Below are 12,035 nucleotides of genomic sequence, written 5' to 3'. Positions count from 1 at the left end.
GCCCCCGGAAAGCGACGTTTCCTGCAAAATGCACCCGTGCCGCCTCGGCTGGCGCCGTGCTCCGTCCAGTACGACGAAAAGGGATCGAAAATGACCAGTGTGGGTGTGCGGCGCTCCCGCCGACTCGGCCGCGGCGGCATACGCCGCGTGGTTCCCCTCGCTGCCGTGGCCACGGCAGGTGCCCTTCTGCTCTCCGCCTGCGGGTCGGACTCCGGCTCGGGCGGCAACTCCAAGTCGCTGACCTTCTGGATCTCCACGGTTCCGGGGCAGGACGCGGGCTGGAAGAAGCTTGTGGCGCAGTACAAGAAGGAAGCCGGCGTCACGGTCAAGCTCGTCAACATCCCTTACGACGGCTACACGACGAAGCTGCACAACGCCGCGCAGGCGAACTCCCTGCCCGACGTGGCGGCCGTGCCGGCGCTGGACCCGATCTGGTCGAACAAGCTGATCGACCTCAAGTCCATCGCAGGCAACAAGAGCTACAACATCAACGCCAACTTCCTCGCCAAGGACTCGTCCGGGAAGGTGCTGGCCATCCCCTCGGACATCACCGCGTCCGGCCTGTTCATCAACAAGACGCTGTTCAAGAAGGCCGGCGTCGACTTCCCGACCTCGCCCCAGAAGACCTGGACCTGGACCGACTTCATCGCCGCGGCGAACAAGGTCCGCGAGAAGACCGGCGTCAAGTACTCCCTGACCTTCGACCAGTCGCCGTCCCGGCTCCGGGCGATGGTGTACGAGATGGGCGGGAAGTACGTCCACGCGGACTCCTCCGGCAAGTTCTCGGTGGACGCGGCGACCAGGAAGGCCGTGAACACCTTCGTCGGGTGGAACGACAACAAGATCATGCCGAAGTCGGTGTGGACCAGCGGCGCCGACCCGTCCGCCATGTTCCAGAGCGGTGACGTGGTCGCCTACTGGTCCGGCGTGTGGCAGGTCGCCGCCTTCTCCGAGAGCATCAAGAAGTTCGACTGGGCCAGCGTCCCGACCCCCGCCCAGCCGGTGCAGGCCAGCGACGTCAACAGCGGCGGCATGATGGTCGGCTTCAACAACAACGGTGAAGCGGCCACCGCCGCGGAGAAGTTCCTGTCCTGGATCTACGAGCCCGACCACTACCGCACGCTGTGCGAGGCCTCCGGATTCCTGCCGGTCGAGAACGGTCTGAACCCGAAGTACCCCTTCACCTCCGAGGCGGCGCAGGCGGCGTTCAAGCTGTACAACGAGTCGATCCCGCTCTACGCCCCGATCTCCGGCTACTTCAACGGCGCGCAGACGCAGTGGGTGCTGAAGGGCAAGAGCCTCACCGAGGACCCGACCAAGACGGAGCTCGGCAAGGCGATCAACGGCCAGCAGTCGTCCGACAAGGCCCTGGAGAACATCGTGGCCGGCTACAACCAGCAGGTCGGCGGCGGATCGTAGGCCGCCGGGCCGGGCGGCGGGGGCGAGACACCGCCGCCCGGCCCCGGCCGGCCCCCGTGACGCCGGGCTCGTGGTGTGAGCCCACCTGCAATCCCTTCCACCAGCACGGAGTCAGGAAGATGACCAAACGCGCCTCGGACGTGTCCACGAGCCCGCCCAGGAGACGCAGTAAGTACACCCTTGCGCCGCTCGTCCTCATCGCGGCCAATGTCGTGCTCTTCGCGCTGTTCTTCGTCTGGCCTGCGGTGATCGGGCTCGTCTACTCCTTCACGAACTACACGGGCGTGGGGGTGTTCCAGTGGGTCGGACTGGACAACTACCACAACCTGTTCGGGGACTCCACGTTCTACGACGCGCTGACCAGGACGCTGCTGTACACCGTCCTCTTCGTCCCGCTGAACTTCGCGCTCTCGCTGCTCGCCGCCAACCTGGTGGTGAACAAACACGCCAAGGGCTCGTCGGTCGCTCGCGTCATCTTCTTCATCCCGTGGCTGCTGTCGCCCATCGTCGTGGGCGTCCTGTGGCGGTGGCTGTTCGGTGAGAACTTCGGGCTGGTCAACTACGTCATCGAGAAGCTCGGCGGAAGCGCCGTTCCGTGGCAGTCGAACGCGGACCTGTCGCTGCTGGTGGTAGTGATGGCGGCGTCCTGGATGTGGACGGGTTTCACCATGCTGCTGTTCATCGCGGCGATCAAGAACGTACCGGTGTCGTACTACGAGGCGGCCTCGCTCGACGGCGCCGGTCCGTGGCGCCAGTTCATCAGCATCACGCTGCCCAGCATCGCGCCCACCTCGTTCATCGTCATCCTGCTCAACACGATCAACGCGATGAAGGAATACCCGGTGTTCGTCGCCCTCAACAACGGCGGACCCGGAACGTCGAACAACCTGCTCGTCCAGTACATCTATGAGACCGGCTTCAAACGGGGCCAGATCGGCTACGCGAGTGCCGCGTCATTCGTGCTCATGCTCATCCTGATGGCCGTCGCGATCATCCAGCTGATCGTCAACCGGCGGGTGGAGAACCGATGACAACCACAGACATGCCCCGCCCGCTCGACGCCGATGCCAAACAGCCCGTTTCCAAGAAGCGGCCCCGCAAGGCGGCCGGCGGTGGGATCCGGCGGGCGGTGCCCGCCACGACACTTCTGTGGGTCCTCGCGTGCCTGTACGGGCTGCCGGTGCTGTGGTTCATCCTCAGCTCCTTCAAGCCGGCCAGCGACCTGTTCTCCTATCCGCTGACGCTGGTTCCGCACAACCCCACCCTGTCGGGTTTCAAGGCAGCGTGGGACAGCGCCAACTTCTCCCAGTACTTCATCAACACGGCCATCGTGTGCGTGATCACGACGATCCTCACGGTGGGTGTCAGCTGCTGCACCGGGTACGCGCTCGCCAAGTACGACAACAAGTGGCTCAAGGTCTTCTTCCTCTGCATCCTGGCCACCACGATGCTGCCGTCCGAGGTCATGCTCGCCCCGGAGTTCCTGGTGGTCCGCAACCTCGGCCTCTACAACTCCTTCGCCGGCATCATCCTCCCGGCCGTGCTCACCGCGACCGGATGCTTCATGTTCCGCCAGTTCTTCCTGACGGTGCCCGACGAACTGGTGGAAGCCGCACGCATCGACGGCGCCCGCGAACTGGCGATCTTCGCGCGGATCATGGTGCCGCTCTCCCGGCCCATCATGCTGACCCTCGCCATCCTGTCGTTCCAGTGGCGGTGGAACGACTACATCTGGCCGCTGCTGATGCTCAACGACCCCAACAAGTTCACCGTGCAGATCGGCATCCAGTCCATCGTCGGCGCGCAGAACATCAACTGGTCGGTCCTGCTCGGCGCGTCGGTCATCTCCATGATCCCGCTGATCGCCGTCTTCCTGGTCTTCCAGCGCTACGTCATGAGCGCCGACATCAACGCCGGACTGAAGGACTGACCTTGCAGATCACACTCGACCGCGAGTTCGTCCGTGAGGTGGCCCGCGCCGCCGACCGGCTGGCCGCCCCGCTGGCAGCCGACCCCGGCCAGGACCTCGCCGAGGTGACCCACCGCGTTCTGGCACGCCGGGTGAAGACTCTGGTCGCGGCGTACCGTTCCCCGGACTCGGCACTGCACGGCAGCGGGCAGGCCGTCGCCGCCGCGCTGACCCACCTGCGCGCCCTGCGGGCCGCGCAGACCGGCACCGGTCTCTTCGCCGGCGGCGACAACGTGCAGTCACCGCCGGACTCCGCGTTCACCGTCAACGACGTGTGCGACGCGCATGTCCTCGCCGCCGGCGGGGGGCCCGAACTGGGCGACGTCACGGCCGCGCTCGCCGAGATCGCCGGCGCCGCCACCGCCGGTCTCCTGACCGGTGGGGTGCACACCCCGAACCACCGCTGGGAGCTGTGCGCGGCGCTGGCCCGGCTGCACCGGTCGTTCCCCGACGACCGGCTGCTCGACCGCATCGAGGAGTGGCTCTCCGAGGGCGTCGACATCGACGCGGAGGGCCTGTACTCGGAACGGAGCGCGAACTACGCGGCCCATGTGTCCAACCCTTCGCTGCTGCTGCTGGCGGGTGTGCTCGGCCGCGCCGACCTGCTGGACGCCGTCGAACGCAATCTCGCCACGACCCTGGACCTCATCAGGCCGGACGGCACGGTGGAGACCGTCCTCTCGCGACGGCAGGACCAGCACCACCCGTTCCCGCTGGCGCCCTATCTGCCGCACTACCGGCTGCTCGCGATCCGCACCGGCCGGGGCGACTTCAGCCGGGCGGCGCTGCTGGCGGCCGCCCGCGGCATCGAGGACCCCGACCTGCTCGCCGAGACCCTCCTCACCCCGGACCTGTGCCGCGAGCTACCGGCCCCGGCCGCGGAGACACTGCCCCGCGACCGCTACCTCACCACCGCGCGCCTCGCCGCGCACTCCTCGGCCACCGCGCACACGGTGGTGTACGGCGGCTCCGACGTGCCCGAGCACCGGCGGATCCGCTCGGGTCTCGCCTGCAATCCCACCTTCCTGCGCCTGTTCGCCGGCGGCGCCGTCCTCGACGCCGTCCGTCTCTCGCGGGGGTTCTTCGACCTGGGCCCGTTCCGCGCCGCCGGCATGCAACAGCTCGCCGACGACCGGTACCGGCTCACCGAAACCCTCACGGCCGCCTACTACCAGCCGCTCCCGCCGGACCGGAGGCGGGACGACGGCGTCTACCGGCTGGTGGACGAGGGACGCTTCTCGGCCGCGATGGCCTTCCCGGACCGGCCTGGGGACGAGGTCTCCCACACCACCCGCGTCGAGGCGGACCTGCGGGAGGACGGCGCCGACCTGCGGATCGACATCAGCGGACCACGGGTGCCCTGGGCCCTCGAACTGACCTTCCGGCCGGGCGGCGTGCCGGAGGGCGCCGTACCGATCGGCGACGGGCGCTGGTGCCTGGCGACCGGGCCGATGACCTACCGGGTCGGCGACGACGAGATCCGGGTCGAGGTCACCGTCGAGGCGGGCGAACCGCTCTCCGGTCCGGACCGGAGCGACGTACTGCGCTACGACCCGGGGCAGGACTACACGGTGGTGGGCGGCACCGATGCCACGGCCGGGAACCGCGTCTACATCGGTGGGCATGGGCCACACACACTGACCGTCGCACTGCACGCCCGCCGGTGAACTCCGCCTCACCGGCGCTCACGCAGAGCCGGAGCCGGCCCTGAGGGCTGCGCAGGGACCGGCAGTGCCGCGCCCGGCACCACCAGATCGGCCCTGGCCCGGGTCGCGGCGACGAGCTCCGCATTGTGCTGGTCGGAGCGCAGGACCCAGGCCACCGCCTGGTCGTGGGTCTTGCCGAACTGCTCGTGCCGGGCGACCAGCCGCCGCAGCCGCTCCGGTTCGTCGAGCTCGCAGAACCACACCTCGTCCAGCTGCGGCCGGACCCGCGCCCACGCGCCGGTGTCCAGCAGCAGGTAGTTGCCCTCGGTCACGACCAGCCGGGCCGTCGGTTCCACCGGCACGGCGCCCGCGATCGGCTGCTCCAGCACCCGTTCGAAGCCGGGCGCGTACACGGTGTCCCCGGCCTCCTCGTGCAGGCGCCGCAGCAGCGCCGCGTACCCCGCCGCGTCGAAGGTGTCCGGCGCGCCCTTGCGGTCCCGGCGGCCGAGCCGGTCCAGCTCGACGTCGGCGAGGTGGAAGCCGTCCATGGGCACATGCGCGACCCATGGCTCCCCGGCACCGTTGAGCTCCCGCACCAGGTGCTCGGCGAGCGTGGTCTTGCCCGCGCCGGGGCTGCCGGCGATGCCGAGGACGGCGCGGCGGCCCCCTTGAGGGAGGGACCGGGCCCGAGCGAGGAGGCTCTCGAAGGTCAGGGTCACACGCAGAGTCTGTCACCCGGCCGACGAGCGGAGGAGGCAGCGCCCACCCGGAGCGGGCGGCCGGCCACGTCAGGCTCTTGGCCGAACTCCGCGCTGCACGCTCATCCCTTGCGCGCTAGTTTGTCCGTGTTTTCGGTGTTTCCCGGTTCCCCGCCGCCCACTCGCCGGGCCGTGGGGCTGAGAAGCCCTACGACACGTAGGGGTGAGGGGCGGACGATGACCTACGGCACGCAGCCCGTGCTCGTCGGCAGGGGACGGCGCGACGAGGCGCTCGTGTCCGGCAGGTCGCGAAGGGCCCGCGGCGACGGCCTGCTCGCGGCGGTGGCAGGCGCCTTCACCCTCGCCCAACTCCTCCTCGTGGGACCCTCGATCGGCCTCGGCTGGGACGAGGTGGTGTACGTCAGCCAAGCCGGCACCGAAACCCCGGCCGCCTTCTTCAGCGCCCCACGCGCGCGTGGCGTCTCCCTGCTGGTGTGGCCCGTCGCCTCCTGGTCGTCGTCCACGACACTGCTGCGCGTCTATCTCGCGGTCCTGTCCGGACTGGCCCTGCACCTGGCCCTGCGCGCCTGGCGCGGACTGTTCCCGGCCCGCGTCCTGGCCGGTGCCGGCGCCCTGTTCGTCACCCTGTGGGTGACCCTCTTCTACGGCCCGCAGGCCATGCCCAACCTCTGGGTCGCGTTCGGCGCCCTGGTCTGCGTCGGCTGCTTCCTGAGCGCCCGAGAGGACCGCTTCGACGGACGGGCCCTGTGGGGTGTCCTGGCCGGTGCCGCGGTGATGGCGTGGATGCGGCCCACCGACGCCGTATGGGTCGCGCTGCCGCTGCTCGTCCTCGCGGTGGCGGTACGGCACTGGCGGCTCGGGGCCGCCCTGGCGGCGGGCCTGGTGGCCGGGGGCGTCGAGTGGGTGATCGAGGCGTTCATCAGCTACGGCGGCCTGCGGGAGCGGCTGAACGAGGCCTCCCGCATCCAGGGCGACCTGGGCTGGAACTTCGCCGTCGACGACCAGATGCGCAGCCTGGTCGGCCGGGCCCTGTGCCGGCCCTGCACCGGCGAGATGCCCCACCCGGTCGTCTACGCCTGGTGGTTCGCCCTGCCCCTGCTCGCCGCCTGCGCGCTGGGGGCCGCGATCCTCGCCGGGCGCACCACCCGCACCCTGGTCCCGCTGCTCTGCGCCGCGACGGCCGCCTTCCCGTACCTCTTCCTGATCGGATACGCGGCACCCCGCTTCCTCCTGCCCGCCTACGCCCTTCTCGCCGTCCCGGTCGCGGACGCGCTGCGTCACCTGGCCAAGACGCGCTACGGCCGGTGGCGGCCCGCGGTCGCCGGCGTGCTGGCGTTCGGGCTGGCCGGACATCTGGCCGTGCAGTACGCCGTCCTGGCCCGTGCCGTGGACCGCACCACCGCAGGCCGACAGGACTGGGCCCGCTCGGCCGCCGAACTGCACCGCCTGGGCGTACGTCCGCCCTGTCTGCTCACCGGGCACGAGGCCATCCCCGTCGCCTACTACACCGGCTGCGCATCCGGCGCGACCCGCGGCCACAACGCCAACACCACGCTTGCCGGGATCCTGCGGACCGCCCGCAACATCCCGGTCGGCGCCCTCACCACCCCCGGCGGCACACCGCCCCGGTACGCCCGCGACTGGCAGCCGCACCGCCTCGACGGCCTGGAGGTCCGCATCGCCCCGGCGCCGGGCGCAGGCGGACCCGAATGACGCCGGAGCAGGTCCTCGCCGGGCCCCCGCGCAGACGGGCCCCTGGCACATCGCCCTGGCGCTCGTCGTCCTGGTGGCGGTGGTCTGGCTGGCCCGGCGGCACTGGCCGGTGCTCGCCACCGGCGTGGTCCGCCTGTCCGTCGCGGACCGGGGCTGGCTTCTGGTGGCCGCCGCGGCAACCCTGGTGACGTGGCCGTGCTCGGCGCTCGCCCTGCAGGGCGCGGTGCCCCGCCGGCTGCCCCCGGCGCGGCTCGTGGCGGCGCAGTTCGCCGCCTGTGCCGCCAACCAGGTGCTGCCCGCCGGCCTGGGCTCGGGCGCGGTGAACCTGCGCTTCCTGATGCGCTCCGGCACGTCGCTCGCCGGCGCCGCCACCGCAGTCGCGGTCAAGGGCACGGCCGGCGCGGTCGTGCGCGGCACCCTGATCGCCGTACTCGTCGCGACCCGCCCCGGAGTGCTGCGTCTCCCGCACGTCGGCGGGGGACACGTCCGCGCCGTGTGCCTCGTGACCGGCGCCGCGGCCGTCCTGCTGGCCGGACCGCTGTGGCTCCGGTCCCGGCGGGCCCTTGGGCCCTGCCGTCGAAGTCCCGCCCGCCCGGCGGCCACTGACAGGCTTTTCGGGCGGACGACGGCCGTGCGACGACAGGGCCTGGCGGCGATACGGGCGTACCTCGCGGCCGTGCACGCGCGACCCGCGAGGGCCGCGGCCCTGTGGGGCGGCTCGCTGGCCTTCGTCACGCTGCACTGCGGCGTACTCGTCGCCGTCACCCGCGCGGTCGCCCTGCCCCTCCCACCCGCCCTGGTGGCACTGCTCTACCTCGCCGCCGGCACCGCGGCCGCCCTGCTGCCCACGCCCGGCGGGATCGGCTCCCTGGACGCGGCACTCGCCCTCGCCCTCACCGCCGTCGGCGCCCCGGCCGCGCTGGCCGCCTCCGCGGTGCTCGGCTATCGGCTGCTCACGGTGTGGCTGCCCCTCCTTCCCGGGCTGGTGGTGCTGGCGGTGCTCGTCCGGCGCGGGGCGCTGTGAGCTCCGAGGGCGTTTCCCGGTCGGCCCGTTCAGGTAGGAGTCCGGTTGTCGGCCGGACGCAGGAGGGGAGTGCCATGGCGAACAGTGAGCACGAGGGACGGCTGGGGGAGGAGTTCTTCACTCCGGGAACCTCGTCCTTCACCGAGTTCCTGGCGGCACACCGCCCTGCCCTGCTGCCCATGCGCCGCCCGTTGCCCGACGGCGTCCGCGCCGCACCCGACCGCATTCCGCACGGCACCACGGTGCTGGCCCTCACCTACCGCGACGGTGTGCTGATCGCCGGCGACCGCAGGGCCACCATGGGCAACCTCATCGCCCAGCGCGACCTGGAGAAGGTCCACCCCGCGGACGACCACACCGCCGTCGCCTTCGCCGGAACCGTCGGACTCGCGCTGGACATGGTGAAGCTCTACCAGGTGGAGCTGAAGCACTTCGAGAAGATCGAGGGCATCCCCATGACCCTCAAGGCGAAGGCGTCCCGGCTCGCCGGCATGATCCGGCAAAACCTCGGCCAGGCCATGCAGGGCCTCGCCGTCGTACCGCTCCTCGCCGGTTACGACGTCAGGGCGCCCGAGGGTGCGCGAGGCCGCATCTTCGACTTCGAGGTCACCGGCGGACCGTACGAGAAGTACGACTTCCACGCCGAGGGCTCCGGATCGCCGTACGCCCGAGGCGCGCTGAAGAAGCTGTTCCGCGCGGGCATGTCGCGGCACGAGGCGGCGCTGGCGGCGCTGCACGCGCTGTACGACGCGGCGGACGACGACTCCGCGACCGGCGGACCGGACATCAACCGCCGGATCTTCCCCACCGTTTCGGTGATCACGGAAAGCGGCTTCGAGCGGCTGCCCGAGTCGGAGACGGAGGAACTGAGCCGCGAGATGGTCGAGCAGCGCCACCGTCGGCCGGACGGCCCGAACGCCGCGCCCTGACACCCCGGACCTTCCCACGGCCGGTGAGCCGGTCACCCGCGCAGACCCACCTCCCTGCGCCACCTGACGAACTGCTTCTCCGGATCGCCGGTGTACGCCCACGGCGCCCGCGTCGCCCGGCGCCCCAGCATCCGCAGCAGGGACGCGGCGATGTCGTGGGCCCCGGCGTAGCACGCCGCGTGCGCCAGGTAGTTGAGGTCGCGCAGCTCGCCGGGGGCCACCTCGTCGGAGGTGCGGTTGGTGATCCAGCGCTCCCAGGTGCGGCGTACGTCGCTGACGGCGCCGTCGTGACTCCAGTGCTGGCCCAGTGCCATGGAGGCATGCCGGCCCCTGGCCGCGTCGAGGGCGTAGCGGAACTCCTCGACCCGCGCGTACTGCACGAGCACCGGCAGCGGACAGCCGGGCGGTGCGACGCCGGCCGCGTCGCGGGCGAAGTCGTACATCAGGCCGTGGGTGCCGTGCCAGCGCGAGGAGTAGTAGTGCAGCACCTGCAGATGCCCCTCCACGCTGTACGGGTCGCGCTGGTGCAACTCGTCCCACCAGCGGCCCAGTTCCTGCCGCCGTACACCCGACGGATACAGCCGGGCCACGGACATCAGCGAGATCCACGGCGTCGGGTCGTCCGGGTAGGCGTCGGCGGCCTTCAGGCACGACAGCACCGCGGCGTCGATGCGACGGCTGTCGATCGGCACGCCCCGGCCCGCGGCGATGGCCAGGTTGAAGGCCCGGGTCGTCTCCGTGGCCGCCCGCAGCACCAGCGCGTCGGCGCTGTGCGGTTCGGCGGCCAGCCACGACTCCACCGTCGAACTGCCCGCACAGGCCTGCGCGAGCAGCCGGACCCGGTGGCCACGGACCAGCCAGTCGGGACCGGTGGCCCGCAGCAGCTCCCGCAGGCCCTGCCAGCGGCCGATGACGATGTCCTGGCGGGCACAGGTGAGGGGCGCGTCCCCGCAGTCGGGGTCGAAGTCGGGAGCGAAGCGGTCTTTCGCCATCGGGGCCTTCCTCAGAAGTCGGTGGGAAGACCCTCATGGGCAAGGGAGTTCGTGCCGCCGGCCCCGGCCGGGACGTAGTCCGCCTCGACGGTCCGTGCGGCGTCCAGCTTGGCCGGGTGGTAGTAGTCGCTGCCCTGCCGCCAGTACCAGAGCATCGGGACCAGCCCGGCCGCGAGGCCGCCGATGCCGATCGCGATCACCGAACGGCTCAGCTCGCCCAGCGACTCGACGAAGATCCAGAACATGAACAGGGCCCCGAACAGCGGCCACAGACCGCCGAGGACGAGGTTGGCCACCGACTTCAGCAGCATCCTGCGGTAGGCGACGACCGCCGCGAGCCCTGTCAGCCCGTAGTAGACGGCGATCTGCAGGCCCATCGCCGAGATGGCGTCGGAGAGGATCTCACCGACCGTACCGAGGGCGTTGGAGGCGATGAACAGCGCCAGCGCCACCACGCCGACCACCGTGATCGCCACCCATGGGGTGTTCCAGCGGCGGTGCACACGGCCCAGCGCGGGCGGCATCGTACGGTCCCGGCCCATCGCGAACAGCGCGCGCGTGACCTGGATGAGCGTGGTCTCCAGGGTGGCGATCGTGGACAGCATCACCGCCACGACCAGCAACTTGCCGCCCCAACCCGGCCAGATCTCCTCACCGAGCACGGCCAGCACGTTGGCGTCGTTGTCCTGGATCTGCTTCGAGGACAGGATGACGTTCACCGCGATGGTGAACGCCTCGAACAGCAGGAACACGATGCCCACACCGATGAGGCCCGCGAGGCCCGTCGTACGACGGCTGTTGCGGGTCTCCTCACTGAGGTTGCTGGTGACGTCCCAACCCCAGTAGTAGAACGCGGCGATCAGCGCCCCCGAGGCGAACCCCGTCACCCCGTCGAAGTGCCCGAAGCCGAGCCAGGACCAGTCGAACGCCCGGGCGCTGCCCGAGTGGAAGAGGGCGAGGACGGCGAACAGGGCCAGTATGGCCAGCTCGACACCGGACATCACGAGCTGCGCCCGGACCGTGAGGCGCGCGCCGCCCAGCACCACGAACAGCATGATCAGGAACCAGCCGGCGCCGACCAGCGTGGACAGCCCGGTGTGCTCCGCGAGTTCCTCGTCGAAGAGGGCGAGCGTCATCGAACCGGCCGGCAGGGAACCGGCCACCATGAAGATGGTCGCCGAGATCACCAGTGCCCAGCCGCTGATGAACCCCAGAAAGGGGTGCAGCGTACGCCCCACCCACGAGTAACTGGCGCCCGCGTTCACGTCGATGCGGCTGAGATAGCTGAAGGCGAGCGCGATGCCCAGCATCGGTATCGAGCAGTACAGCAGCGTGGCCGGACTGGCCAGGCCCACTGCGCCGACGAGGACCGACGTGGTCGCGGCGATCGAGTACGCCGGGGCGCTGCCCGCGACCGCCATCACCACCGTGTCGAACATACCGAGGGCATTGGCCTGCAGACCTCTGCCCCTGCTGTTGCTCATCGATGCGCTGCTTTCCGTCTTGCACGACGCGAGGCCGACCGGCCCCGACGGCGTAAAGGGTGGGGGGTGGGGGGTGGAACGACACCACGAGCCGGAGAGGGGATGGCCTCGGGCCAAGGGCGGAACGAAGGGGTGAGGGA

General features: G+C 70.8%; 10 protein-coding genes. 7 read left to right on the top strand and 3 right to left on the bottom strand.

Translation table 11 applies throughout. The annotated features are described in order from the left end of the window. Positions 1 to 90 precede the first annotated feature (90 nt). The 4 genes from ACIBU0_RS34355 (at position 91) to ACIBU0_RS34340 (ending at position 5,055) form a co-directional block, all read left to right on the top strand. Complete coding sequence (locus ACIBU0_RS34355) at positions 91 to 1,419, top strand: extracellular solute-binding protein (protein ID WP_398826513.1); 1,329 nt, start codon at positions 91 to 93, stop codon at positions 1,417 to 1,419. 119 nt (positions 1,420 to 1,538) lie between these two features. Next, positions 1,539 to 2,450, top strand: coding sequence for a carbohydrate ABC transporter permease (locus ACIBU0_RS34350; RefSeq protein WP_398826511.1), 912 nt, complete (start codon positions 1,539 to 1,541; stop codon positions 2,448 to 2,450). Continuing rightward, complete coding sequence (locus ACIBU0_RS34345; RefSeq protein WP_398826509.1) at positions 2,447 to 3,349, top strand: carbohydrate ABC transporter permease; 903 nt, start codon at positions 2,447 to 2,449, stop codon at positions 3,347 to 3,349. Before ACIBU0_RS34350 ends, ACIBU0_RS34345 begins: the two co-directional genes overlap by 4 nt. 2 nt (positions 3,350 to 3,351) lie before the next feature. Then, positions 3,352 to 5,055, top strand: a complete 1,704-nt coding sequence (locus tag ACIBU0_RS34340; protein WP_398826507.1) for a hypothetical protein — start codon at positions 3,352 to 3,354, stop codon at positions 5,053 to 5,055. Between the two features lie 8 nt (positions 5,056 to 5,063). Here ACIBU0_RS34340 and ACIBU0_RS34335 read toward each other — a convergent pair whose 3' ends face one another. Next, the gene (locus ACIBU0_RS34335) at positions 5,064 to 5,753 is read right to left on the bottom strand and encodes a nucleoside/nucleotide kinase family protein (protein ID WP_398826504.1); all 690 of its coding nucleotides are present in this window, start codon (positions 5,751 to 5,753) and stop codon (positions 5,064 to 5,066) included. A 216-nt stretch (positions 5,754 to 5,969) separates the two neighbouring features. Between ACIBU0_RS34335 and ACIBU0_RS34330 the strand changes: the two genes are divergently transcribed. From ACIBU0_RS34330 to prcB, 3 genes are all read left to right on the top strand, one after another. Beyond that, on the top strand, positions 5,970 to 7,466 hold the full coding sequence (locus tag ACIBU0_RS34330) for a hypothetical protein (RefSeq protein WP_398826502.1): 1,497 nt from the start codon (positions 5,970 to 5,972) through the stop codon (positions 7,464 to 7,466). A 73-nt stretch (positions 7,467 to 7,539) separates the two neighbouring features. Then, positions 7,540 to 8,490, top strand: a complete 951-nt coding sequence (locus tag ACIBU0_RS34325; protein ID WP_398826500.1) for a lysylphosphatidylglycerol synthase domain-containing protein — start codon at positions 7,540 to 7,542, stop codon at positions 8,488 to 8,490. A 74-nt stretch (positions 8,491 to 8,564) separates the two neighbouring features. Beyond that, positions 8,565 to 9,419 (top strand): proteasome subunit beta, encoded by an 855-nt coding sequence (gene prcB / locus ACIBU0_RS34320; RefSeq protein ID WP_398826498.1) that lies wholly within the window; start codon positions 8,565 to 8,567, stop codon positions 9,417 to 9,419. 32 nt (positions 9,420 to 9,451) lie between these two features. Here prcB and ACIBU0_RS34315 read toward each other — a convergent pair whose 3' ends face one another. Beyond that, a complete protein-coding gene (locus ACIBU0_RS34315) occupies positions 9,452 to 10,411 on the bottom strand; it encodes a hypothetical protein (protein ID WP_398826496.1) in 960 nt (319 codons plus the stop codon). Between the two features lie 11 nt (positions 10,412 to 10,422). After that, the gene (locus tag ACIBU0_RS34310; RefSeq protein ID WP_398826494.1) at positions 10,423 to 11,895 is read right to left on the bottom strand and encodes an APC family permease; all 1,473 of its coding nucleotides are present in this window, start codon (positions 11,893 to 11,895) and stop codon (positions 10,423 to 10,425) included. Positions 11,896 to 12,035: the final 140 nt, after the last annotated feature.

Source organism: Streptomyces sp. NPDC049627 (assembly GCF_044465645.1).
Classification (GTDB): domain Bacteria; phylum Actinomycetota; class Actinomycetes; order Streptomycetales; family Streptomycetaceae; genus Streptomyces.
This window is presented reverse-complemented; position numbering and strand designations above follow the sequence as displayed.

What these genes read in the sequence shown, in the direction of transcription:
- ACIBU0_RS34315 (WP_398826496.1), bottom strand. Translation starts at nt 10,411, where the DNA reads ATGGCGAAAGACCGCTTCGCTCCCGACTTCGACCCCGACTGCGGGGAC.
- ACIBU0_RS34355 (WP_398826513.1), top strand. Translation starts at nt 91, where the DNA reads ATGACCAGTGTGGGTGTGCGGCGCTCCCGCCGACTCGGCCGCGGCGGC.
- ACIBU0_RS34350 (WP_398826511.1), top strand. Translation starts at nt 1,539, where the DNA reads ATGACCAAACGCGCCTCGGACGTGTCCACGAGCCCGCCCAGGAGACGC.
- ACIBU0_RS34345 (WP_398826509.1), top strand. Translation starts at nt 2,447, where the DNA reads ATGACAACCACAGACATGCCCCGCCCGCTCGACGCCGATGCCAAACAG.
- prcB (WP_398826498.1), top strand. Translation starts at nt 8,565, where the DNA reads ATGGCGAACAGTGAGCACGAGGGACGGCTGGGGGAGGAGTTCTTCACT.
- ACIBU0_RS34330 (WP_398826502.1), top strand. Translation starts at nt 5,970, where the DNA reads ATGACCTACGGCACGCAGCCCGTGCTCGTCGGCAGGGGACGGCGCGAC.
- ACIBU0_RS34310 (WP_398826494.1), bottom strand. Translation starts at nt 11,895, where the DNA reads ATGAGCAACAGCAGGGGCAGAGGTCTGCAGGCCAATGCCCTCGGTATG.